The 23,797-nt window shown below is 73.1% G+C and carries 21 protein-coding genes and 1 pseudogene; 9 read left to right on the plus strand and 13 right to left on the minus strand.

The features are described 5' to 3' along the window. Positions 1–98: 98 nt before the first annotated feature. From EAO76_RS22235 to EAO76_RS22245, 3 genes are all read right to left on the minus strand, one after another. On the minus strand, positions 99–1,376 hold the full coding sequence (locus tag EAO76_RS22235) for a choice-of-anchor A family protein (protein WP_148837716.1): 1,278 nt from the start codon (positions 1,374–1,376) through the stop codon (positions 99–101). Between the two features lie 113 nt (positions 1,377–1,489). Continuing rightward, positions 1,490–2,530, minus strand: a complete 1,041-nt coding sequence (locus EAO76_RS22240) for an NAD-dependent epimerase/dehydratase family protein (RefSeq protein ID WP_376300690.1) — start codon at positions 2,528–2,530, stop codon at positions 1,490–1,492. 124 nt (positions 2,531–2,654) lie between these two features. Beyond that, complete coding sequence (locus EAO76_RS22245; RefSeq protein ID WP_148837717.1) at positions 2,655–3,608, minus strand: LysR family transcriptional regulator; 954 nt, start codon at positions 3,606–3,608, stop codon at positions 2,655–2,657. 280 nt (positions 3,609–3,888) lie between these two features. On the opposite strand from EAO76_RS22245, the gene snpA reads away from it, so the two are divergent. After that, a complete protein-coding gene (gene snpA, locus EAO76_RS22250; protein WP_148837737.1) occupies positions 3,889–4,548 on the plus strand; it encodes a snapalysin in 660 nt (219 codons plus the stop codon). A 138-nt stretch (positions 4,549–4,686) separates the two neighbouring features. Here snpA and EAO76_RS22255 read toward each other — a convergent pair whose 3' ends face one another. Beyond that, complete coding sequence (locus tag EAO76_RS22255; RefSeq protein WP_148837718.1) at positions 4,687–5,046, minus strand: GntR family transcriptional regulator; 360 nt, start codon at positions 5,044–5,046, stop codon at positions 4,687–4,689. A 2-nt stretch (positions 5,047–5,048) separates the two neighbouring features. Beyond that, on the minus strand, positions 5,049–6,032 hold the full coding sequence (locus EAO76_RS22260; RefSeq protein ID WP_148837719.1) for a DUF1648 domain-containing protein: 984 nt from the start codon (positions 6,030–6,032) through the stop codon (positions 5,049–5,051). Positions 6,033–6,328: 296 nt separating this feature from the next. Here EAO76_RS22260 and EAO76_RS22270 point away from each other — a divergent pair. Next, positions 6,329–6,568, plus strand: a pseudogene (locus tag EAO76_RS22270) (transposase); the annotation flags it as partial. Between the two features lie 338 nt (positions 6,569–6,906). Here the strand turns inward: EAO76_RS22270 and EAO76_RS22275 are convergent. After that, positions 6,907–7,758: a LysR family transcriptional regulator gene (locus tag EAO76_RS22275; protein WP_262375658.1), complete on the minus strand. Its 852-nt coding sequence runs from the start codon at positions 7,756–7,758 to the stop codon at positions 6,907–6,909. An 80-nt stretch (positions 7,759–7,838) separates the two neighbouring features. Here EAO76_RS22275 and EAO76_RS22280 point away from each other — a divergent pair, with 80 nt between their 5' ends. Continuing rightward, positions 7,839–8,345, plus strand: a complete 507-nt coding sequence (locus EAO76_RS22280; RefSeq protein ID WP_148837720.1) for a cupin domain-containing protein — start codon at positions 7,839–7,841, stop codon at positions 8,343–8,345. Between the two features lie 141 nt (positions 8,346–8,486). Next, positions 8,487–9,224, plus strand: a complete 738-nt coding sequence (locus EAO76_RS22285; RefSeq protein ID WP_148837721.1) for a DJ-1/PfpI family protein — start codon at positions 8,487–8,489, stop codon at positions 9,222–9,224. 167 nt (positions 9,225–9,391) lie between these two features. On the opposite strand, the gene EAO76_RS22290 is transcribed toward EAO76_RS22285, so the two are convergent. From EAO76_RS22290 to EAO76_RS22315, 6 genes are all read right to left on the minus strand, one after another. Beyond that, positions 9,392–10,021 carry a sigma-70 family RNA polymerase sigma factor gene (locus EAO76_RS22290; RefSeq protein WP_148837722.1) on the minus strand — a complete coding sequence of 210 codons (630 nt, stop codon included), beginning with the start codon at positions 10,019–10,021 and terminating at the stop codon, positions 9,392–9,394. A gap of 248 nt (positions 10,022–10,269) precedes the next feature. After that, entirely contained in the window at positions 10,270–11,028 is a 759-nt protein-coding gene (locus EAO76_RS22295) for a hypothetical protein (RefSeq protein WP_148837723.1), read from the minus strand. A 196-nt stretch (positions 11,029–11,224) separates the two neighbouring features. Further along, entirely contained in the window at positions 11,225–11,527 is a 303-nt protein-coding gene (locus tag EAO76_RS22300; RefSeq protein WP_148837724.1) for a hypothetical protein, read from the minus strand. A gap of 237 nt (positions 11,528–11,764) precedes the next feature. Continuing rightward, a complete protein-coding gene (locus EAO76_RS22305) occupies positions 11,765–12,439 on the minus strand; it encodes a DUF5134 domain-containing protein (RefSeq protein ID WP_148837725.1) in 675 nt (224 codons plus the stop codon). After that, the gene (locus EAO76_RS22310; RefSeq protein ID WP_148837726.1) at positions 12,436–14,010 is read right to left on the minus strand and encodes a PepSY domain-containing protein; all 1,575 of its coding nucleotides are present in this window, start codon (positions 14,008–14,010) and stop codon (positions 12,436–12,438) included. Before EAO76_RS22310 ends, EAO76_RS22305 begins: the two co-directional genes overlap by 4 nt. A gap of 152 nt (positions 14,011–14,162) precedes the next feature. Then, the gene (locus EAO76_RS22315) at positions 14,163–15,182 is read right to left on the minus strand and encodes a carbon-nitrogen hydrolase family protein (RefSeq protein WP_187438743.1); all 1,020 of its coding nucleotides are present in this window, start codon (positions 15,180–15,182) and stop codon (positions 14,163–14,165) included. Positions 15,183–15,564: 382 nt separating this feature from the next. On the opposite strand from EAO76_RS22315, the gene EAO76_RS22320 reads away from it, so the two are divergent. The 4 genes from EAO76_RS22320 to EAO76_RS22335 all read left to right on the plus strand — a co-directional run bounded on the left by EAO76_RS22320 (position 15,565) and on the right by EAO76_RS22335 (position 20,572). Next, on the plus strand, positions 15,565–16,833 hold the full coding sequence (locus EAO76_RS22320; RefSeq protein ID WP_222872192.1) for a Clp protease N-terminal domain-containing protein: 1,269 nt from the start codon (positions 15,565–15,567) through the stop codon (positions 16,831–16,833). Positions 16,834–16,918: 85 nt separating this feature from the next. Continuing rightward, on the plus strand, positions 16,919–18,457 hold the full coding sequence (locus EAO76_RS22325) for a histidine kinase (RefSeq protein WP_262375660.1): 1,539 nt from the start codon (positions 16,919–16,921) through the stop codon (positions 18,455–18,457). Between the two features lie 4 nt (positions 18,458–18,461). Continuing rightward, the gene (locus EAO76_RS22330; RefSeq protein ID WP_148837728.1) at positions 18,462–19,115 is read left to right on the plus strand and encodes a response regulator transcription factor; all 654 of its coding nucleotides are present in this window, start codon (positions 18,462–18,464) and stop codon (positions 19,113–19,115) included. 122 nt (positions 19,116–19,237) lie between these two features. Further along, positions 19,238–20,572, plus strand: coding sequence for an erythromycin esterase family protein (locus EAO76_RS22335; protein WP_148837729.1), 1,335 nt, complete (start codon positions 19,238–19,240; stop codon positions 20,570–20,572). A 104-nt stretch (positions 20,573–20,676) separates the two neighbouring features. Here EAO76_RS22335 and EAO76_RS22340 read toward each other — a convergent pair whose 3' ends face one another. After that, the gene (locus EAO76_RS22340) at positions 20,677–21,342 is read right to left on the minus strand and encodes an MSMEG_1061 family FMN-dependent PPOX-type flavoprotein (protein WP_148837730.1); all 666 of its coding nucleotides are present in this window, start codon (positions 21,340–21,342) and stop codon (positions 20,677–20,679) included. A 569-nt stretch (positions 21,343–21,911) separates the two neighbouring features. Here EAO76_RS22340 and EAO76_RS22345 point away from each other — a divergent pair. Beyond that, entirely contained in the window at positions 21,912–23,690 is a 1,779-nt protein-coding gene (locus EAO76_RS22345; RefSeq protein WP_187438744.1) for an amino acid adenylation domain-containing protein, read from the plus strand. The last annotated feature ends 107 nt before the right edge of the window (positions 23,691–23,797 follow it).

Genomic DNA, 23,797 nt, shown 5'->3' on the forward strand with positions numbered 1-23,797 from the left:
GGCGACTTCCTGGTCCGGGAGGCCGCCGCGGAGGCCGAGGGGAAGATCGTCGCCCTCGGCCGGTTCGACATGGACAAGCGCGAGGGGGGCTCGCAGATCTACAACGTCGGCGTGTCCGTCGGAGTCGGGGTATCCGTGGGCGTAGGCGTGTCCGTCGGAGTCGGCGTGTCGGTGGGCGTAGGCGTGTCCGTCGGAGTCGGCGTGTCCGTGGGCGTGGGGGTGTCCGTCGGAGTCGGCGTGTCCGTGGGCGTCGGCGTGTCCGTGGGCGTCGGCGTGTCCGTGGGCGTGGGCGTGGGTGTCGGTGTGGGTTCTTCGGCGCAGCTCGGCAGGTCCCCGTCGAAGGGGTAGGCGTGCAGTTCCTGGCCGCCCGACTGCCCCGCGGACGTGTGGATCAGCGAACCGGCGGTGTAGAAGCGGCCGTTGGTTCCGCTCATGTCCAGGGTGGTCGTGCTCGACGGCCGGCCGATCAGCACGCTGCCCTGGAACTGGGTGGAACCGTGCAGCCCGATCTCGGTGGCGTCGGGGAAGTTCCACAACAGGCGTTCGCGCAGTCCGGCCTGGGGCAGCGACCCCATGTACGTGTTGATGTTGCGGCTGCTTCCGTAGACGTTGACGAGCACCGTCGCCCCGTCCGGGATCGCGTTGAACGTGATGCCCTGCTGGCCGCCCCCGCCCGCCGCCACGTCCGCGTCCACGGCGAACACCTGGAGGGCGGAGGTGCCGTCGCCGGTGAAGGTCGTCTCGAAACCGGCGTTCACCGCGGTGCCCGTGACGGGGCGTCGGCGGCTCTGGCCGTCGTCGTACGCGTAGCAGTGGCTGGCCGCGGTCAGCTGGTCGCGCAGCGCCGTGTACGGGTCCGTGGCGGCGGGGTCCCTGCGCGGCTCCGGAGTGACCGTTCCGCTGACGGTGTCGGCGTACTTGACCACCCCGTGGTTCGGCCCCTCCTCGGCGATCAGCCGCTGCCCGTCCGCGACGGTCAACGGCCCGCCCACCGTCAGGTAGTCGGAGTCGTTCGGGGGCGGCACCCGGGAGCCCACGCCGACCACCCCGACGTTGTAGATCTGCGAGCCCCCCTCGCGCTTGTCCATGTCGAACCGGCCGAGGGCGACGATCTTCCCCTCGGCCTCCGCGGCGGCCTCCCGGACCAGGAAGTCGCCACCGACGAAGATGTTGATGTTGCTGTCGTGATGGGTGACGGCCCCGTTGTTCGGGTCGAGCCAGGTGGTCGGGCAGTCGTCCCCCCGGCAGGGGCCGAGTCCGCCGGGCAGCGGGTCGGCGAGAGCGGTGGCCGCCAGCGTGCCCACCAGTGCCGCGGCCGCCGCCGCGGCCACCGCCGCCTGGATACTTTTGCCGCGCCTGCGCGCATCTGTTGCCATAAAGGGCAATATGCAGCTTTACGTATCAAACGCAGCGGAATGCCACGCCGGATCGGATTCGATGTACCCGGATACCTCGGCCGTGCTCCGTCGCCCCGGCGCGCCGGAGCCGGTCAGGCCCGTTCCGCCAGCAGTTCGGCCTCCACCCGCGGGTCCAGGCCGAGCGTCGGCCGGTCCGCCCGCTGCGGGGCCCGCCCGCCCAGCTCCTCCAGCCACTTCCAGGTGTCGGCGACCGTCTCCTCGACCGGTCGGCAGCGCAGGCCGGACGCGTACGCCTTGCTCACGTCGCCCTGGTGCACCGCGGCGTACAACTCGCCCGGCGGCACCCAGACCGGCAGGTCGCTCCACGGCTCCACGCCCGCCGCGAGGACCGTCTCCGCGGGCGTCCAACGGAGCGTCGCGTCGGAGCCGGTGGCGCGTACGCAGGCGTCCAGCAGCTGCCCCATGGTGGCATGGCCCGACCGGCTGACCAGGTTGTACGGGCCGCCCAGACCGCTGCTGCCCGCGTCCAGCAGCCAGTTCGCGAGGTCGCGGGCGTCGATGTACTGGAGCTTCAGGTCCGGGGTCCCCGGGGCGAGCACCGGTCCGCCCCGGGCGATCCGCGTCAGCCACCAGGGCAGTCGGCCGACGTTCTCGCCGGGGCCCAGGATCAGACCCGCGCGGACGAGCAGGGCCCGGTCCCCGAAGGCGTCGAGCGCGGCCAGTTCGCCGCCCCGCTTGGCCAGGGCGTACGGGACCTCCCCGCCTTTCCCGTCCTCGTCGGGCGAGGCCCCGGCCACCAGCGGGGCGTCCTCCGGCAGCCCGGCCGGGGCCGGGTGGTCGTACACGGAGCGGCTGGAGACGTACACGTACCGGCCGACCCGGTCGGCCAGCAGCCGGGCCACGTCCCGTACGGCGGAGGGAGCCCCGGTCCAGGTGTCGACCACCAGGTCCCAGTCGTACGCGTCCCCGTTCGCGTTCCCGGTACGGGGGCCGGGCGCGGCCAGTGCCGCGAGTCCGTCCTCGGCGGTGCGGTCGCCGAGGAGTTCCGTCACCCCGGGCGGGGCCGCGTGCCGGCCCCGGTGGAACACCGTGACCTCCCAACCTCGCGCGAGCGCCTCCTCCGTGACGGCACGGCCGACGAATTCCGTACCACCCAGCATCAGAAGTCTCATGGGACCGACTCTGCCTGCCGCACCCCCGGTCCGGAACCGGTCCTCGCTCTCAGCGGAATCGGGCACCGGTTCCGCCCCTCCGGCCGCCCACCCGCCGTCGGCCGCCAACCGCGGAGGGCTTCGGTCAAGGGGCGCAGACGAGCGGGCTGCGGTTGCGCAGCAGCCACTGGTGGTAGCCGGCCGCCCGCTGGGCCGCCTCCCGGTAGGCCGCCTCCAGCTCCGCGTACGCCGCCGTCATGTCGGTGCCCGGCCGGGACACCAGCAGCAGCCGCACCGCGAGTGGGTCGTCGCGCAGCGGGCGGATCGCCATGTCGTCGCGCGGTCCCGAGGTGGGCTGGCAGGGGGCGACCGCCTCGCCGAGCACGATGAGGGAGGCGGCGGTGAGGTAGTCGCCGTGCAGGACGGTCGGCGCCAGGCCGGCCTCGTCGAACACCCGGCGCAGCCCGTCCCATTCGCCGTCCACCGTGGGGTCCACCATCCACCGGTCGGCGGCCAGGTCCTCCAGGTCGACCACGGACCGGGCCGCGGCCGGATGGTCCCTGGCCATGGAGATGAACTGCGGTTCGCGCTCCAGGAGCACCCGCTGCTCCAGGCCCTCGGGGACGGCCAGCGGGCAGCCCTCGACCTCGTGCACGAAGGCGACGTCCAGCCCGCCCGCCCCGACGTCGTGGAGCAGTGCGCGGGCCGACACGTCGACCCGCAGCGAGATGTCCGTCTCGGGCAGCCGGAGCCGCAGTCTGCGCAGCCAGCCGCCGATGACCCGGCTCGCGGTGCAGCCGATGCGCAGTCGCGGGCCGGTGGCGCGTACCGCGGCGGCCTCCGCCTTCGCGTCGCTGACCAGGGCGGTCATTCCGTCGACCAGGGGGCGGGCCCGGCTGAGGACGGCGCGGCCGAGCAACGTCGGTCGGCAGCCGGTCCGTTCGCGGGAGAACAGCTCGGCGCCCAGGGTGTTCTCGATCCGTCGCAGCTGGGTGGTCAGGGAGGGCTGGCTCACGCCCAGACTGCGTGCGGCCCGGTGCAGACTGCCCGTGTCGGCGATGGCGCACAGCGCCCTGAGGTGTCTCACCTCAAGCTCCATGCCGTCGAGCGTAGGGCGGCGGGCGACGGTCGCACCAGACTCCCCAATCCCATCAAAGCCCGTTAATTCACCTGGAGTTGACGCAGGATTCGGTGAAGATACCGAGGACGGTGATAGTGCGGCGCTATCGCCGGTTGACATCATCCGCCGCGGCCTCCGCTCCCCGACACTCTCTCCGTACCCCACCCCGTCCCCGTCCGGTCATCGGACAGGTTCACCGGACGGGTCCATCGGACCGGTAATCGGTAGGAGACCCCCCATGAGACACCCCAGGACCGTCATGTCGGCCGTGGTCGGCCTCGGCTTCGGCCTCGCCGCCGTACTGGGCACGGCCCCCGCCATCGCCGCCTCCACGGCCTCCGACGCGGCGCCCGCCGTCGCCGCGCCGGAGGCCCGGGCCGGCTACACCGCCTACTCCGAGTCGAAGGAGAACGCCGCCGCGAACAAGGCGTTCTTCGAGGCGGTCGCCAAGTCCGTGGCGAAGAAGCGGGCGGCGAACCCCGGCGCCCAGGCGGTCACCGTCGTCTACAGCGCCACCAACGCGCCGAGCTTCCGCAGCCAGATAGCCAGCAGCGCGCAGATCTGGAACAGCTCCGTCGCCAACGTCCGGCTGCAGGAGGGCTCGAACGCCGACTTCGCCTACTACGAGGGCAACGACTCCCGCGGCTCGTACGCGAGCACCGACGGACACGGCAACGGGTACATCTTCCTGGACTACGCGCAGAACCAGCAGTACAACTCGACCCGGGTCACCGCGCACGAGACCGGGCACGTGCTCGGCCTGCCGGACCACTACTCCGGTCCGTGCAGCGAGCTGATGTCGGGCGGCGGTCCCGGCACGTCCTGCACCAACCCGTACCCCAACGCGAGCGAGCGCAGCCAGGTCAACTACCTGTGGCAGTACGGCTTCGCGGCCGCACTGGCCCGCAACTCCTCCTGATCCGTTCCCTCGCACCTCCCCCGGGCCGCGTCACGGCCCGTCGCGCGGGATCCGGGGCCACCTCGTAGGACGGGGTGGCCCCTCGGGGTCTCCGGGGACACCGGCCGAGGGCTCCGGGCCGGGCCGGGCGCCCCGGCCTCAGGGCGCGTTCAGCGCGGTACGCACCAGATCCAGCAGCTCGTCCTCCGTCATCCCCAACTCGCGTGCGTCGGAGACCACTTCGCGCACCCTCTCCAGCAGCCGGGCCCGGTGCGGCGGAACGCCGCCGGTGACGACCGCGCCGCGGCCCCGGCGCAGCTCGATGAGCCCCTCCTCGCGGAGCCGCTGGTAGCCGCGCAGCACGGTGTGGACGTTGACGCCGAGGGACTCCGCGAGCACCCGGGCCGCGGGCAGCCTCTCGCCCGGCACCACCGTCCCGTCGGCGACCGAGCGGCGCACGGAAGCCGCGATCTGGTCGCCGAGCGGCACGGTGGACGTGGGATCGACACGGAACAGCATGCTCAGTGCTCCGCCTTGCGCTGGTCGATCAGGGTGTTGAGGAGCGCGGCCCCGGTCGCCGAGTCGTCGACGGTCACCGCGAACTTCCGGCCGTCCGCCAGCGTCGCCACGATCCCCTCGCCGGAGCGGAGCATCACACCCGTGCGCCCCGGCCGGATGCGGTACCCCCAACCGCCGTACTCCGCGAGGGGGTTGATGTGCCGGCTGCTCGCCGCCTCGATCCGGTCGAGCGGCACCCTGACGCGCGGCCAGCGCAGCGTCCCGGAGACGGTGATGCCGCGCCGGTCCACCACCACGCACGGCCGCACGAACCCGGCCATCAGCACGGCGATGAGCAGCGGGGGCAGTCCGGCGGCCCAGCCCGACACGATCAGGCCCACCGCGCCCAGAGCGACGAGCAGGAGCACGATCAACGGCAGCCACAGGCTCCCGACGCTGCGCGTCCAGCCGACGACCTCCCCGTCCGCGAGCGCGATCCGCGCGGTGTCACCGGCCGGTTCGTCCCCGGCCGGTGGCACCGGCGCGGGACGGAGCGCGGCCAGTCCCGCGCCGATCCCGCCCGCGAGCACGGCGGCGCCCAGGGCGGCGGCGAGCTGCCACATCGGGAGCGAGACGCCCTGCGCCTCTCCCCGCGCGCCCTCGACGGCGTCCACGTTGGCGAGCAGCGCGGCGGCCAGCAGCCAGCCGAGGAACGCCGCGAAGGCGTAGCCCCCGGCGACGGCCAGGCGGTGGGCCCGCCCGTGGAACTTGCCCCGCGTCACCGTGAGGACCCACGAGACGCCGGTCACGGCGAACACCAACGCGCAGAGCACCGGGTACCAGATCAGCTCCATGTGCCTGTCCGCCCGGCCGTCGACCGCGAAATGGCTGGCCGGCCGGTCGGGCAGCCGGTCCCGGAACACGAGGAACAGCACCAGGTCGACGACGGGCGCGAGCAGAAACGGCAGGACGACAAGAGCGGTCCCGCCCAGGTTCTTACGGTTCATCAAAACCTCCCTTGTTCGCATGCTAGTAGAACAATGGCGGGACAACAATTCCGTTCTCCGCCTCTCACCGCCCCACACACCGCTCGCGCCGTCCCGCCCCACCCCGTCCCGCCCTGGAGCAACGGAGCAACGGAGCTGCCCCGTACCGGAACTGTTCCGGTACGGGGCCGGCGGCTACCGCGGCACCGGCCTGATCATTCCGCACCGCCGCGAACGCGGCCAGACCGAACTCCCGGACTGGAAAGAAGAACACAACGCTTCCCACCGCAAGGTCCGCGCCCGAGTCGAGCATGCCCGGCGGCTACCGCGGCACCGGCCTGATCATTCCGCACCGCCGCGAACGCGGCCAGACCGAACTCCCGGACTGGAAAGAAGAACACAACGCTTCCCACCGCAAGGTCCGCGCCCGAGTCGAGCATGCCTTCGCGCGGATGAAGACCTGGAAGATCCTCCGCGACTGCCGCCTGAAAGGCGACGGCGTCCACCACGCCATGCTCGGCGTCGCCCGCCTCCACAACCTCACCCTCGCCGGATGACCGGGAAACAACGCTGGTCAACCAGCATGCCGTAGATCATTTACGGGACAGCGCTTAGTGTGACGACCGCGCAGGTGCACCGGGTTCCGGACGGTGCCCACCGCTTCGGCGGGATCGGCCCACCGCACCGGCCCCCTGCGGGACACCCGGTCTTCGCATGCTCTGCCGCGGGGTGGAACGTCCCGGTGAACCTCCCCGATCAACCTTCCCGGTCACAACACCAGGGGCGTCCCACCAACCATCGGTCACTGGCCACTGGCCACTGGTCACTGGCCATCGGCCATCGGTCGGGACGGGTCCGGGGCCTGCCTGACCGGACGGGTCCCGGCCGCCGGTGCTCAGCGGCGGTACGCGGCTGTGGCGATCTCGACGAAGGACCGGACCAGCGGGTTGGTGTCGCCTTCGTTCCACACCGCCACCACTCGGCTCGGCACCATGCCGAGCAGCGGCACCATGACCAGCTCCGCGGGCAGGTCGTGCCCGAACGGGGCCAGGCCGACCGTGCCGTTCCACAACACGGCATGCAGGCACTCCTGGACGGTGCGCACCACCGGGCCCTCGCGCGGGCCGCCCTCGTGCCAGTACGACTGCCAGACGGGGTCCGTTCCCCGCGGGAACCGGAACCAGCGGCGGTCGCTCAGATCGGCCGGCCGCAGCTCTTCGCGGCGGGTCGGCGGATCGTCGGCGCGCAGGACCACGCCGACCGGATCGGCCCGCAGCGTACGGACCGTCAGGGCGGTCTCGTCGAAGGGCGCGCGGGTGAGGGCGACGTCGACCAGCCCGGCGCGCAGCCCGCACGTCGGGTCGGTCAGGTCGGTGTCGCGGATGCGGATGTCGACGCCGGGGTGGCGCCGACGGTAGGCGGCCGCCAGCCCGGACACTCCCGGGTCGGTGCCGTCGCCCAGGATGCCGACGGTGATGGTCGCGACACCGGCCGCCGCGTCCACGCGCACCCGGACGCGGTCGGCGTGGTCGAGCAGGGCCCGTGCCTCGTCGAGCAGCACCGTGCCCACCGGGGTGAGCGTGACCCCGGCGGGCGAGCGGGTGAACAACAGGGCACCGATGTCGGCCTCCAGCCGCTTGATCGCCCGGCTCAGGGGCGGCTGGCTCATGTGCAGTCGGGCGGCGGCCCGGCCGAAGTGGCGTTCCTCGGCGACCGCCACGAAGTAGCGCAGGGTCCGTAGCTCCACGCTGCGACCATACCCATGGGGTATCGGTGCGGCAGGACAGGTCTTGGACACTTCCGGGGCTCCGGCGGTGCACTCGTGGCATGACCGAAGAACCGAGGACCAACGAGCCGCAGACCGCCCCCGCCGTATCGGTGGTGGGTCCCGGCGACGGCGAGACGATCGTTCTGGGCACCACGCGCATGCGCGTGCTGGAGGACGGCAGCCACACCGGGCACCGCCTCGCGATCGCCGAGTCCGTCCTCGCCCCGCACACCCAGGGCCCGCCGCAGCACCGCCACGCCCGGCACGACGAGGGCTTCTACATCCTCTCCGGCACCGTGCGGTTCACCGTCGGGGACGAGGACCACGACGCCACCGCGGGCACGCTCGTGATGGTTACGCCCGGTACCCCGCACACCTTCGCCAACCCGACCGACCGACCCGCCGTCATGCTCAGCACGTTCACCCCCGACCTGTACGTCCAGTACTTCCGGGACCTCCAGGAGGCGCTCGCCGACGGTCGGCCGCTGACGCCACGGGCCAATGCCGACGCGATGAGCCGCTACGCGACCGAACCCGTCACCGACCTCGCCACCGATCTCGCCTGAGCCGATGGACCTGGCCACCTCGCACCGGCCACCGGCCATCGGACCGTGATCGGGCACAGCTCTCGGCCGGTGGCCGCGGGAACTGGAGGAGGCAGCCGTCCGACTCCTGTCATGTCGTCACTCCAGGAACAGGAGCACCACATGGATCGCAGGCAGTTACTCCGCGCCACCACCGCCCTCGGCGCCACGGGCGCGCTCGCGGCCACCGCCACCACCGCCCGGGCCGCCGGCCCCGGGCCGGACCGGTCCGATCCGGCCCGGCCGCTGCGCGTACAGGTCGTGATGTTCGACGGAGTCGAGGAGCTGGACTTCGCCGCCCCGTACGAGGTCTTCTCCGCCGCCGGGTTCTTCACCCCGCGCCCGGTGGAGGTCCGGTACGTCTCCGCCACCGGCGCCCGCCGGGTCACCTGCGCGTACGGCACGGTCGTCCGGGACATCCGCCCCTGGGCCCCCGACGAGGCGGATGTGCTCGTCGTCCCGGGCGGTGGTTACGCGCGGCGCGACAGCCCCGGCGTGTGGGCCGAGATCGACCGCGGCACGCTGCCCCGCGCCCTGGCGGACGCGCCCCGCCCGGGGCTGACCGTCTCGGCCCTCTGCACCGGCGTCATGCTCCTCTCGGCCGCGGGCCTCACGAAGGGCCGCCCCTGCACCACCCATCACAAGGCCGAACCGGACCTGGAGGAACAGGGCGGCCTGCTGAGGAACGCCCGCGTCGTCGACGACGGCGACCTCGTCACAGCGGGCGGCGTCACCTCCGGCCTCGAACTCGCCCTCTGGCTGGTGCGCCGCGAACTCGGCCCGGACGCGGCGACGAACCTGGAGGCGATGCTGGAGTACGAGGCCCGGGGCACCGTCTGGACCTCCCGCCCGACCCGCTGAGGCCGAGCCGGAGTCCCCCGCGGCCCGGGGAGTCCCACGCCGAGGCGGACGCCGTCGGGAGCGTACGGACGCAGACGGGATCGCCCGTTGCCCAGGAGGGCACGGGCAACGCCGGGCCGCGGTCGGGGCCGGTGCGCCGACCCCGACCTCCCGGGACGGGACGGCCCTCAGGCGGTCCGTGCCAGGGTCTCCGCCTCGCCGCGCTCCAACTCCGCGGTCAGGGCGGTGCGCGCGCGGGCCACCCGGGAGCGGACCGTGCCGACCGGACAGCCCGCCGCGCGGGCGGCCTCCGCGTAGGAGAGCCCGAGCAACTGGGTGAGGACGAACGCCTGCCGGCGGTCGTACGGGAGCGTGGCCAGGAGTTCCTGGAGCGCCACCCCGTCCTCGAAGCCGGGCAGTCCGGTCGGCTGGGCGCGTTCGACGGTCGCGCGCCAGTCGTCGGTGTCGGCGAGCAGGGGGCGCGCGGCGGCCCGGCGGAAGTCGTCGACGACGGCGCGGCGCGCGATGGTGAGGAGCCAGGTACGGGCCGAGGAACGGCCCTCGAAGCGGTGCAGGGTGCGCAACGCGCGCAGGAACGTGTCCTGCGCGAGGTCCTCGGCGGCCTGCGGGTCGGCAGACAGGTGGGCCACGTACCGCACGACGTCGCGGTGCAGGGCCCGCACGAAGGCGTCGGCGGCCTCGCGGTCCCCGGCGCGGGCGGCGAGCGCCCAGCCGGTCGAGACGGTGTCCTCCGCCGTCCTGTCGCGCGGGACGGCGGCGCACTGCGACCCGCGCGGGGCGGGCAGTGTGGTGTTCATCGCCAGGTGTGTCCTTCACGGATCGGTCCGGCACCCGGGCGTCCGGCCACGGCGCGGGGGCGCGCCGTGGCTGCGGCGCGCGTGGCGGCGGTACGGGACGGGGCCGGGTCTCCGGTGAATGGGCACCCGGGCCCTTCGGGGCCGGGTGTGCCGGAGGACTCCCGCGGGGTGCGGGCACGGCGGCGGGCCGGTCGGCGACCGGTCCCGGGCCGGGGTCTCGTACGTCCTCCGGAATGCCTGCCGCGCCCTCAGGACGCGGCGAGCACCCCGGGCGGCCCGCGCCGGTCCCGCGCGCGGGCGCACCGCAGGCCCAGCGGCAGCCGGTCGCTCAGGCCCCGGCGGGGGCGCAGACGGCGGCGCGGGGCAGGCAACGGTGCTGTGAGGAGGGGATGGGGAGGGGCGAGCAGCCGGCTCGCGACCGCGCGCAGGACCTGGAAGGCGGCGCGTTCGCCGCGGGCCAGCCACACCCCGCAGAGGAGGGCGGCGAGGACGTGCGCGGCGAGCATCCCCGTCGAGGACATCCCGGCCATGTCGTGGCCCATGTGGGCCATCGAGTCCATGTGATCCACGGCGGAGGCGTGTTCCGTGCCGGTCATGTGGTGCATGCCGGTCATCGCGTTGCTCGCACTGCCCGTGCCGCTCGCGGCCGAGTGGTCCATGTCCGCCATGTGGTGCATGCCGGCCATGGCGTCCGGCGGTGCCGCGCCCGTTCCGGCGACGGTCCGCGCGGCCGTGCCCCCGGCCGTTGCGAGGGCGGACTGCGCGGCGGCGAAGGCGTTGTGCAGCACGCCCTGGGTCGCGACCGCTAGGCCCGTGACGAGCCAGGGGCCGCGCTCGCGGGCGGCGAACCACCAGCCGGGAACCGCGAGCGCGAGGAAGCCGGTGGCGAGCACCCAGAAGGGAATCGGGTCCTCGGACATGAGGACGTGCCCGGTCGCGGCGAGTGTGACGGAGACGGCGGCGAACACCGCCGCCCTCACCGCGCGTCCGACCGGCCCGGCCTCCATGGCGCCTCATCCTCCCATCGCGGAGGGCCGGGCGACATGGCGTGTCGTCCGGTTCGCCGCACATGTCGGAAAAGTGGCTGCTGGGGCGGAGTTCCGGCATGTGCGACGGGAACGGGCGACGGCGCGGGGCGCGGTGCTACGGGACACGTCGGTGCGGGACATGGGGCCACGGGACACGGCGGTGCGGGGCGCGGTGCTACGGGACACGGCGGTGCGGGCGAGGCGGGCGGCCCGTCCCCGCACCGGCCTTCCCGACGCCGACGGCGAGCGCGTCCGTACCGGCCTTTCCGGCACCGGCGGCGAGCGCGTCCGCACCGGTCGCGAGATCGACGGTGGCGCGTACGTCCTCCCGGGCGCCGAGTCCTCTCCCGGCCCCGTGCACGCGGGCCGTGCGCGTCGGGCCGCCGATGACCGGCCCGGTCGTGACGGGCGGAAGCGGGAAACCTCCGAGCGGCGCGTACGGCACGGGGGCGGAACACCGTCCGGTGGAAGGCGTCACCGAGTGGTCCATGAGAGCGGCTCCGGCGAGAGTGCGGGTCGTACGGTCCAGAGGTCGGCCGGACCGGGCCCCGGGTTCCCCCGCGTCCAGGTGACGCGCGCCACATGCCGGACACCCGTCGCACGCGCCCCAGGAGCATCACGGTCCGGGACGCGCGTCCCGGGGCGTACGGGTCGGCCGGCACCCAGGACCGTGCGGGCCGAGGCCCGTACGGCCGTTGCCGGTCTCCCGCGCGGATCACACCATCACGACGAACATCACCGCCATGCCCAGTGCCATCAGCCCGTGACAGCCCAGGTCCCACGCGGCGTGCACCGCGCTGCCCGGGCCCCCGTCGCCCGAAGCCGTGCCGTCCGTCGTGCGGGGTGCGAGTCGGCCCGTGTCGAAGCCCTTCGCGAGCCACCGCAGCGCGAGCGCCAGGAGGACGAGGGCGAGCAGCATTGCGCTCCAGCGGTCGGTGGTGCCGTCGAGCGTCATCGTCGCGGTCGCTCCCGGGGGCGACATGTCCATCCCGGGCATGTCGTGCGCGTGGCCCCCGCCCGTCGCGTCCATGGACATGGCCGAGGACATCGCGGCGACCATCCACGCCATCGCCCCGGTCATCACGGCGTGCGGCAGCGCGTCCACGAGGGCGCGCGTCCGGGACCCGGGGCCTTCCGGCAGGGCGAGGGCGGCCGACACGAACCAGGCCGCGGCGACGGAGAAGAAGACCACCTGCGGCGTGCCGGGCAGGTCCATGCCCCAGGTCCAGGCCATCGCGAACATGGCGAGGGCCATGACCGCGTGCAGGGCGTGGGCGAGCCGCGCGGTCCACGGGCGGGAACGGGCCGTGAGGGCGCGCCACAGTCCATGGGCGGCGAGCGCGCAGAAGAGCAGCGTCAGGATCCAGCGCAGTCCGGTGGCGGCGATCATCGGACCACCTCCTTCGACGTTTTGGTACGCGCTTCCGGGCGCGTGCGCTCGCGGCGGCGTACCTGTGCGACCGTCAGGTCCACGAGCAGGAAACAGGCCAGGGGCAGCCCGAACAGCGGCAGGCAGTGGGCGAGGACGGCCGTCACGACGACGAGCGGCGCCATGACCCTGCCCGGTACCCGGCGCCAGGCCCCCCGCACCGGCGGGCGGCCGAACCGTGCCCCGCCCGCCCGGGTGGGCCTGCGCAGCCACCACATGCGGTAGCCCCAGAGGAGCATCCCGATGAGCGCGACGGCGATGAGCGCGAGGACGATCTGGTTGGCGGGACCGAAGAGCAGGCCCATGTGGGCGTCGATGCCCCAGCGGGTGAGCTTGGCGAGGACGGGGAAGTCGTCGAAGAGCAGCTTGTCCGTGACCTCGCCGGTGGCCGGGTCGATCGCGATCGAGTCCTGCTGCTCCGGCCAGCGCCGTGTGTTCTCGCGGACGACGTACGCGCTCCCGGTGTCCGCGGGCGGGGTGATGACGAGTTTGCCGCGCAGCCCCTCGGAGCGGGCGATGCCGACGGCTTCGTCGAGATCGACCTTCCTGGTGGGGGAGTCTGCGGCGGAGCCATCCGTCCCGGCTCCCGCCCCCGCCCCCGCTCCCGCTTCCGCCGAGCCGCCGTGCGCGCCGTGGCCGAGGGCCGAGGAGACGGAGGGCGTCGCCCCGCCCAGCGAGTCCTGGATCCTGCCGATGGTCGCGCCCGCGTGTGCCGACCAGGTCAGCCCGGTCGCCGAGAGGACGAGGAAGCCGATCGACACCCACAGCCCGACCGCCCCGTGCCAGGACAGTGTGCGCCTGCGCCCCTTCGGGCCCCGGCGCGGCACGAACAGCCCGCGCAGCCGCTCCCGGCTCCGCGGTGCCCCGAGCCACAGCGCGATCCCGCCGAGCACCTCGACCCACAGCCAACTCGCGGCGATCTCACTGTAGTTGCGGCCGAATTCGCCGAGGTTCAGGGTGCGGTGCAGGTCGTCGAACCAGGACCGCACGGGCAGCCACTCGCCGGAGGTGCGCAGTGTGCCGCGCACCTCCGCGTCGTACGGGTCGACGAAGGCGGTCTGCGTGCGGCCCTCGGGCAACCCCTCGACGTCGAAGGCGACCCGGGTCGTGTCGTCGGCCCCCGCACCCCGGGTGACGGAGACGAGCCGCCCGCCGGGTACCGCCTCGCGGGCGGCGTCCACCTGGGCGGCGAGCGGCTTCGGCTCGCCGCGCGGGGTGACCTTCAGTTCCTGCTCGTAGACGACGGACTCGATCTGCGGGGTGGCCGTGTAGAGCAGTCCGGTGACGGCCGCCACGAGCAGGAACGGGCCGATGAGGACGCCCGCGTAGAAGTGCAGGCGGAGCAGGAGCGGGCGCAACCCGCTCCAGGTCCCGCCGCCGTCGCCCGGAGCGGACGTGGTGAAGCCCTCGACCGGGGCGGTCCCTTCGGTTGGGACCGTCCCTTCGGCCGGGACGGCCCCTTCCGCGGGGGCGGTCCCTTCGGCCGGGCGTTGTCGGGACGGTGGCGATGAGGCAGGCGTGGTCCCGGTCATCGAATCCTCCTCGTACGTGGACCGGTGGGGACGGTGACGTACAGGAGTCGGTGCGAGAGGTGGGCGAGTTCCCGCGCGTGCGGTGTGACGCGGATCACGGGGCGGTGCGCGGTCCCGCCGGCCGGCGGGACGTGGGAGCCGATGCCGTCCGATCAGGACGTCTCGGCCGTCGGGGCGGTGGTGCCGTCGCTCGGGGCGGCAGGCCATTCGCGGTGCCCTTCGTCGTGCCAGAGCGGGCGCCGGTCGACCCGCAGACCGAGGATCTCCGGTCGCGCGTAGTGGCCGCGGGAGTCGACCCAGACCTTGACGGCGTCGATGTCGGCGAGGTCGATCCCGGCGGTGACGAGCTTCTCCTCGGCGCCGGTGTGCGGACCGGCGAGGTACTGGTTGAAGGGATGGATCACGGCCGACCAGCCGCCGCCCGCGGTGATGTGCTTCTGCGGTCCGACAGTGGACTCCATCCACCGCAGGCACGTCTCGTCCACCGGGTTCCCGGCGGAGACGACGAACGTCTGCGCGGTGAGTGCGTGGGTCTTCATCATGGCGTCGATCTGGATGTCGGCGACGGCCTCGAAGCCGGCCATGGTGGACAGGCCGGGCCAGGCCGCCGCGTGGATCTGCTGACCCTGGGTGATCAGGGACTGCCGGGCCAGGTTCATGGTGTGCTCCCAGCAGGCCAGGCCACCGATCCGGCCCAGAGAGCTGTCGAAGACGCTGAGGGTGGCGCCGCCGCCCTGGGCCCACACCATCCGTTCGGCGTAGGTGGGCTGGAGCTTGCGGTGGACTCCGAGGAGGGCGCCGTCGGGGTCGACGAAGACCTGGCTGTTGAAACACGTGCGGGTCCCCGGGAGCCGTTCGCTGACACCGAGGACGACGCCGGTCCCGGCGCGGGCACAAGCGGCCTGGACCCGGGCGATCTGCGGACCGGGCACCTCGACGGACGCCTCGGCGTAGGCGGCGTTGGCACCCTGCTGGTCCAGCGGGGCGTAGGCCTCGATCCAGTACGGGTAACCGGGCACGAAGGTCTCGGGAAACACCAGCAGGTCGATGCCTTCCCGGCCGGCCTGCTCGACGAAGCGGACGACCTTGTCGACGGTCGCCTCGGTGTCCATGAACACCGGAGCGGCGTGCACCGCCGCGACGGTTCGTTTCGTGGAAGTGGGGGACGGCATGTCGGAGCCCTTCTCGGAAGTGGGGCGCACCGGCGGGAACGGGCCGCCGAACGGTGTCCGGGGCGCACGTCCGGATGCGGATGGACGGGTGAGCGGTGAGCCGGTCACGAAGAAGCCTGCCATCGTTCGCAGCGACATGCGCCTGCGCCGACCGGCTCGGACAGGACGCGTCAAGTTCTATCAACTCCTGTCACGAGAACCGGAGTTCGATACCGGTGCGCCGCCGACGAACTGTCGTGCCCGTCTGCCCGTGCGCCTGCCTGCCCGCGTGCCGCCGTGGCCGATCGGCCCGAGGGCATGGCCGGTCGGCCGACGCGGTGCCGTGGCGGGTCCTCCTAGTGTCGAAACCGATCGGACACCGGAGCCGAAGAGGGGATGCCCGATGCATCAGCGAGCCACGACGGACCAGCGAGCCACGACGGACCAGCGAGGTACGACCACAGTGCACGGGGACGCCGCGGCCGGTACGAGTGCGGAGTTCGAGACCGACGTCATGACGCTGTTCGTCGTGGCACTGCGCGGTGCGGTCAAGCTCGGTGCGACGGCGGTGGGGACCGAGAACCTGTTGGCCGCGCTCGTGATGGGGGACAGCGACGCGGGTGCGGCGATCGCGCCGGGTATGCGGAAGGCCGGTGCGCTCGGCGGCCTGGTCTCGGGACGGGGCGGGCGCGGCTGGGCGAGTACGGACGAGGCGGCCGGGACCGTACCCGAAACAGCCGGGACCGTGCCCGACGAGGACGCGGCCGATGCCTACGAGATCACCGCCGCCTGGCGCGAGGCACATTGGCGGTTCGGGCTCGACCCGCGCCGCCCGGCCGCCGGGAGCGACCGGCCGCTGCCCGGCATGACGGGAGCACTGCGCGCGTGCCTGGTGTTCGCGCTGAAGGCGGCCCGGGCCGAAGGGACCGTCTCCGTACGCTGTCGGCACGTGGCGCGCGCCCTGCTGGAGCTGCCGGACAGCCGCGCCCGCGAGGCGCTGGTGGTGAGGAGGACGGACCTGGCCGCCGCCGCGACCGCGCTCGACGCCCTGGACGCGAGCGCCCCGGCCGGGGCGGAACGGCCGGAGTCGCACGGCGTCGTGCTTCTTCGCAGGGCCGGCACGCTGGGCCGGAGTGGCAACCGCCTGACGCGCGCGCTGACATCGTGGCTCTCCGGGTCGGGGCAGTACGGCTCCCCGGTGCTGTTCGCGGTGTCCCTCGAAGCGACCCGGCAGGCGGTGCGGTGCGGGCGTTCCGAGGCCCGCCCCGTCGACCTCCTGCTGGGCATCCTCGCCCTGGACCGCGCCCTGGCCGTCGCCGGGGGAGCCCTGCCCGAGGACCTGGCGGCCGCCAACTCCGCCGCCGCGCTGCTGAACCGGCACGGCGTACGGCTGAACCCGCTGAACCGGGCGGCGAACACCACCACGGAGACCGGCGCCGCGGGGGAGGTGTCGTTCTCCGACACCGCCGAGCGGGCCAGGGCCGTCGCCCAGCTCACGGCGGCCGAGCACGGGTCGGCCACCGTCGGGACGGTCCACCTGCTGGCCGCCCTCCTCGACGAGCCCGCAGCGGACACCTCGGCCCAGGACGCCACGGTCGTCGGGCTGTTGACCGTCCGGCACGTGGACCTCGCCGCGCTGCGGGCCGACCTGCCGCTCGGGCCGGGCGCGTGACAGTGGGGGCCGCCGGGACACGGCAGCCCCGCCCGGCGTTACCGTCCATCCCGGCGAGTCCATCGTGTCGGAGGCGGAGACGACCATGAGCGAGGTACCCGGAAACGCGGGCCGGGCCCGTGTGCCCACACGGCGGGGGCCGGGCGACGTGGTCCGGTGGGTGCGCGCCGAGGTGATCGCGAGCCGGGCGGCGGTACGGGACGCCGCGCGTGCGGGCATCGCCGTCGATGTCGTGCTGGGCGTCCTCGTGCTGGCCTTCGGACTGATCCCGCTGCTGGTGGTGCATCCGGCCCGGCCCGTCCTGGCGGTGCTGGAGGCGTTGTGGACGGCGCTGCTCGTGGTGGGGCGGCGCGGCCGGCCCGTGGCGGCGGTGGTGTGCACCGCTCCGCTGCTGGTGGGCGCCAACGTGTGGACGATGGCGGCGATTCCGCTGATCGTGCTGTCCGCCACCCGCCGGATCGCGCCGCCACGACGTGCGTGGCGGGTGGTGGGGGTGGCCTGCGCGGTGGCCGGGGCACTCACCGTCGCACGCGGTCCCTTCCGCTGGGAGTCCCTGCCGACGGACCTGGCCGGCAACGCGGTCTCCGCGGTACTGCTCCTTCTCCTCCCGGCCCTGTCGGGGACGCTGCTCGGCAGACGGCGGCCCCTGGTCGACCTGTTGCGGGAACGCAACGCCTATCTGGAACAGACCCGCACGCTGACCGCCGCGGCGGCCCGGATGGAGGAGCGGACCCGGATAGCCGGTGAGATGCACGACCTCCTCGGCCACCGGCTGAGCCTGATCTCGGTGCACGCCGGGGCACTGGAACTGGCCGCCGGCCGGCAGGCCCCCGCTCTCGCGGGACAGGCGGAACTGCTGCGCACGACGGCCGGTACGGCGATGGAGGAGCTGCGCGAGATCCTCGGCGTGCTCCGGCGCGCGGACCTCGCCGACGAGGGCGAGGACGCCGCCGCGGACACGGGTGCGCGGGGGACGTACGAGGACATCTCCGCGCTGGTCGCGCAGTCCCGGCAGACGGGCGGCGGGCCGGTGGAGCTGGAGTGGTCGCTTCCCGTGACGGCCGGGGCCGACGCCCGTACCCGGCAGGCGGTCCACCGGGTGGTCCGCGAGGGGCTGACGAACGTACTGAAGCACGCCTCCGGCGCGCCCGTACGGGTGGAGGTCCGGGCCGAGGGAGCGGAGCTCGTGGTCGGTGTGGCGAACGGGGCTCCGCGCGAGGGCGGTTGCTCGCGAGGGGGCACGCACAGCGGTCTGGCCGGTCTGCACGAGCGGGTCTCCATGCTGGGCGGCACCTTCGCGGCGGGGCCCCTGCCGGACGGGGGCTTCGCCGTGACGGCCCGTCTGCCCCGTCACGACGTGGGCGGCGGCCCCCCGCCCGCACGTCCTCGACCCTCCGCCGACACCCCCGCGTACGGGCCGCCGGTGCCCGGGAATCCGGCACACGGACCGTCGGTGTTCGGGACATCGGCCCCCGGGCAGGACCGGAGGGGAGCGCATCCCCCGGCGCGGGCCGAGGCACTGACCTGGCCGCGGATCCTGGGAGCCGGCTGCGCCGCGGTGGCCGTGGTCCTGCCCACGGCGGGCTTCCTGGTCGTACTGCTGGTGATGGCGGTTCTAAGATGAGCGGGTGATCCGAGTTCTGGTCGCCGACGACGAGGCGCTGATGCGTACGGGCATCCGGCTGATCCTGGAGAACGCCGAGGACATCGAGGTCGTGGCCGAAGCCGCCGACGGCGGGGAGGCGGCGGCGGCCTGCCGTTCCCAGGAGGTCGATGTCGCGCTCCTCGACCTCCAGATGCCGGGCCGGGACGGCATCGCGGCCGCGCAGGACATCACCCGCCTCTCACCCCGCACGCATGTGGTGATGCTGACGGCCTTCGGCGAGGAAGCGAGCGTCACACGCGCCCTGCGAGCCGGCGCGGCCGGCTACCTCCTCAAGGACACCGGCCCCAACGAACTGATCCACGCCGTCCGCCTGGCCGCGAAGGGCGAACCGGTCCTGGCCCCCCGCGTCACCCGCCAACTCCTCGAACGCCACGTCCAGCACGGCCGTGACACCGAGGACGCACTGCGCAGGACCGAGGAACTCACCCCGGCCGAACGCGACGTGCTGCGCCTGCTCGGCCGGGGCCTGTCCAACCCCGAGATCGCCGACGAGTTGTACATCAGCACCGGCACGGTCAAGGCGCACATCAGCCGCATCCTGACGCGCACGGGCAGCGCCAATCGCGTACAGGCGGCCGTGCTGGCGCACGACGCCGGGCTGCTGGGGGACCGCTGAGCGGTTCACCGGCACATGGCGGAGCGGACCCACCCCGTTCTGCCGTACCGCGTGCGCACGATGTCCCCACTCCCACCCCGCCAGTTGTGATTCATCCCCGGTACGAGAATCGAGTCGCCAGCATGTCTGCCACGTCCCACCCCGACCCGTTCGCCGAATGGCTCGGCGGTCATGCCGCCCCACTCACCCATCTCGACCCCGAGGCACCCCTCGACGACCTGGAGCCGCTGCGCGACCTCGTCGGCGACGCGCGGGTCGTCGCGATCGGCGAGCACTCCCACTTCATCGACGAGTTCATCCGCCTGCGCCGACGCATCGTGCGGTTCCTCGTCGAACGCTGCGGCTTCACCGTCCTGGCCTTCGAGCACGGCTTCAGCGAAGGCTTTGCCCTCGACGCCTGGGGCCGGGGCGAGGGCACGGACGACGACCTGAGGGACCACCTCGCCGAGGCGGTCCCCGTGGGCGTCGACGGGCCGCTGCGCTGGATCCGCCGGCACAACCGCACCGCCCCGTCACCCGTGCGGTTCGCCGGCATCGACATCCCGGCGGCCGGTGGATCCCTGCTGCCCGCCCTGGCCCCGGTCGCCGACTACCTGCGCCGGATCGACCCCGACACCCTCCCGCTCGTCCAGGGGGCGATGCGGATCGCCGAATCGTTCGCCGGTACCTCCGCGGCCACCGCCGCGCCCGCGTGGACCCGTCTGCCCGTCGCCGACCAGGACGCCCTCACCTCGGCCCTGGCGCGCCTGCTCATCCGGTTCCGGGCCGTCGAACCGCTGTACGTCGCCCGCGGCGACCGGCGCGGCTACGACATCGCCCTGCGCCGCGTCGAGGGCGCCTGCCAGGCCGACCACGGCTTCCGTGCCATGGCCGGCCTGTTCGCCGGGAACGGATTGACCGCCGACACCTCGGCCCGGGACGTCTACATGGCCGAGTCCGTCCGATGGCACCTGGAGCGCGTCGAGCCCGGAGCCCGCGTCGTGCTGGTGGCCCACAACGCCCACATCCAGAAGTCGCCGATCTCCTTCGGCGGCCACCTCACCGGGTTCCCGATGGGGCAGTATCTGCACGATGCCCTCGGTGACGACTACTTCGCCCTCGGCCTGACCAGCTCCGGCGGACACACCGCGGAGATGGTCCGCGACGAGCGGGCGCGCTTCGGCTTCACCATCGAGCACACCGCGCTGCAGCCGCCCGAGCCGAACAGCATCGAAGCCGCCTTCACCGCGGCCGGTACCGGACTCGGCCTCGCCGACCTCCGCCGGGCGCGCACGGAGGCCGCCGACCCCGTACCCGTCCCCGGTCCCGACCGCATCCGGCTGCAGAGCACCTTCCTGCACACCCCCGTCCTGGACGCGTTCGACGGCATCCTGCACACTCCGGTCTCCACCGTGGCCGACATCGACATCGACATCGACATCGACATCGACATCGAAACCGAGCCGCCGTCGCTGTGACCGGGCACGACGCCCGCCCCGGCCGCTTTCCGTGAGGCACGGCCCCAGGAGAAGCCCGTCACCGCCGCCTCCCCGATCCGGTCCGCCCGTGGACGACCGCCAACTCACTCGTAACGCAGGCGCAGGGATTCCCGTTCGGCCTCCTCGACCTGATCGACGGTCAGCCCCGGCAGGTTCAGCTGGGCCAGTGTCACCTCGGCGCTGGTCGGCTGGGCGTCGGGGGACACCCACTGCTCAGGGTTCCAGGCGTCGGCGCGCATCAGCGACTTCGGGCAGTGCGGATAGACCTGCTCGACCTGTACCACGAGCGCCGTGACCGGTGGCTTTCCGACGGGAGTGAGCCGGGTGAGCAGTTCCGGCCGTGCCGAGACGCAGGCGCGGCCATTGACCCGCAGTGTGGTCGGACGGCCGGGGACGAGGAAGAGCAGGCCGACGTGTCCGGTCTCCAACACGTTGTGCATGGTGTCGAGCCGCTTGTTGCCGGTCGCGTCGGGAATCGCCAAGGTCCGCCCGTCCAGCACCGAGACGAACCCGGCCGGGCCGCCGCGCGGCGTCACGTCCGCCCGGCCCCCGGCGTCCGCACTGCCGATGAACACCAGGGAGGAACAGCCGATCAGCGCCCGGGCCTCCTCGGTCAGATGATCGGTCTCCTTGCGGAGCGAGTTCGGGTTCGGCTGCGGGTAGAGCTCGCGCAGCTGCTCCGGGCCGGTGAGGGCATCCGCCCGGAGGGATTCGAAGAGCAAGCCTGAGGCTCCCGTGTCGATCGTCATGCGGACAACCCTAGAAGACGGCCGGGCAGCGACTCCGGGCCGGCTTCGCGATGGGTGGATCCAACTTCCCCGATCCAACTGTCACACATCAACTGCCTTGATTCCACGAGCAGATGACCGCACGTCCGGACGGGGTATCGCGCCATGAGGTTGCGCGGCGTTCCAGGAAGTTTTTTTCGGATGGTGGTGCAACCTGACCGCGGATGCCCCCGTCTCCTCTCACGCAAAGGCTCCGGTGCCACCGAAGCCCCCCTATTCGAATCGCCCGAGAGATCCGGGAACCCCGAGCATCTCGGGAAATTCGAGACAGAAGAAGACCGCTGACGAACGGACCGTGCCGGGGAGACCCGAACCCACCCGCGCGTTCCTCCCCGGACGGGAAGGAAGCGTCAGCATGGCATCAAGGGACCTTGTGTTGTGTTTCACCACCTCCATAAGTTCGCGCTGAAACGGTCACAAAAATGAGTGGAGCGGATGTGCGCCCCCAACAGGGCCCGTCGATGGCCGAGTTGTCCGGCCGGCGGACAGTGTGTTCCATCCCCGCAGGGCTCCCGGGGCTGATCAGGGAAGTGTCCCGGACGAGGCCCACGGCCGTCGCCGTCGAGTGCGGCGACGAGAGGCTGACGTACGCGCAACTCGAAGCGTGGTCCGACGAGACGGCCCGTACGTTACGGGCCACAACACCGCCGGGACCGCCCGTGGCGGTGGCCGTTCCGCGGAGCGTCCCATTGCTCGTGGCACTGCTCGGCGTCCTGAAGGCGGGCCGCCCCTACCTCCCCCTGGACGCGGACGACCCCCCGGACCGGCTGCGACGCGTACTCGACGTATCGGGCAGCACCCTGGCCCTGGTCACCGACACCACACGGGACCGACTGGCCGCACAGGGGCTGCGCACGCTCGTACTGCCCGCGCGCTTCGAGGACCCGGCGGCGGGGGAGACGGAACGGTCCCCCTCGCCGACGGACCGGGACTCCTCGCCGACGGAACAAGACCTCTTGCCGACGGACCGGGACTCCTTGCCGACGGAGCAGGATCTCTTACCGGCGAACCGGGCTCCTTTACCGACGGAGCAGGACCTCTTACCGGCGAACCGGGCCCCTTCACCGACGGAATGGGACCCCCTGCCACCGGTCCCCGACGCACAGCCCGTCTACGTGCTGTTCACATCGGGATCCACCGGCACGCCCAAGGGAGTCGTGCTGCCGAGCGCAGCCCTCACCAACCGGCTGGTGTGGATGCGTGACGCCTACGGGGCAGGCCCGGACGACCGTGTCCTGCAGAAGACCCCCATCACCTTCGATGTTTCCGGCTGGGAGCTGTGGCTCCCCCTCATATCCGGCGGCACCTGCGTCCTGCTGCCGCCCGGGGAGCACCGCGAGCCCGGACTCGTGGCACGCACCATCCGCGAACGGGGCATCACACTCTGCCACTTCGTCCCCACCATGCTCCGCGAGTTCCTCCGCCACCGCGATGCGGCGCGGTGCACCTCTCTCCGGCACGTCTTCTGCAGCGGCGAAGCGCTGCCGGCCGAAGTGGCGCGTGCGTGCGTGGACACCATCCCCGCCGCCCTGCACAACCTCTACGGCCCCACCGAAGCGGCCATCGAGGTCAGCCACTGGACCGTCCCGGCCCCGGCGCGGGAGATCGACCGCGTCCTCATCGGCCGCCCGATCGACAACTGCGTACTGCTCGTGGTCGGCCAGGACGACGGACCGGTCCTCGACGGCGACGAGGGGGAGTTGTGCATCGGGGGCACACCACTGGCCCTGGGCTACCTCGACGATCCCGTACGGACCGCCCGCGCCTTCGTACCCGCACCACCGGGATCGTCCGTGGACCGGATCTACCGGACCGGCGACCGGGTACGCCTGATCGACGGGAACCTGGAGTACCTGGGACGGACCGACGACCAGGTGAAGATCCGGGGACAGCGCATCGAGCCGCAGGAGGTCGAGCACCGGCTGCACTCCCACCCCTCGGTGAACGAGGCCGTGGTGGTGGCGGTGAGGCTCGGGGAAGACACCGAACTCGTGGCGTGGATCCGCACGGCCGAGGCAGGTACCTCCCCCCGCGAACTCTCCGCCGCCCTGCGCGCGCACATCGCCTCCGCCCTCCCCTCCGCGTACGTGCCCGGGCACTACCTGACGCTCGACGGGATTCCCCGGACCGGCAGCGGCAAGCTGGACCGGGCGGGGCTGCGCGCACGCGCCGAACAGCGGCTCGGTGCCGGGCGGAACGCGCCCGTCGCACCCACCGCCGCGCCCGGGGACCGGCCCCTGCTCGCGGCCCTGCTGCGGGAACGCGACACCCGTGCCGTCGCGGGCGAGTCCCGCGACAGGACCCGCTGACCGGACGGTCGGCCCCCACCGGGGTGCCACGCGCCCCGCTCTTTCTTTTCAGCCCGTCCGAGGCGCCCCCGTACCCACGGGGGTTTGTTCCCACGCGCCACGGTGCC

Origin of the sequence: Streptomyces sp. sk2.1 (assembly GCF_008120935.1) — a bacterium.
Lineage (GTDB): Bacteria > Actinomycetota > Actinomycetes > Streptomycetales > Streptomycetaceae > Streptomyces.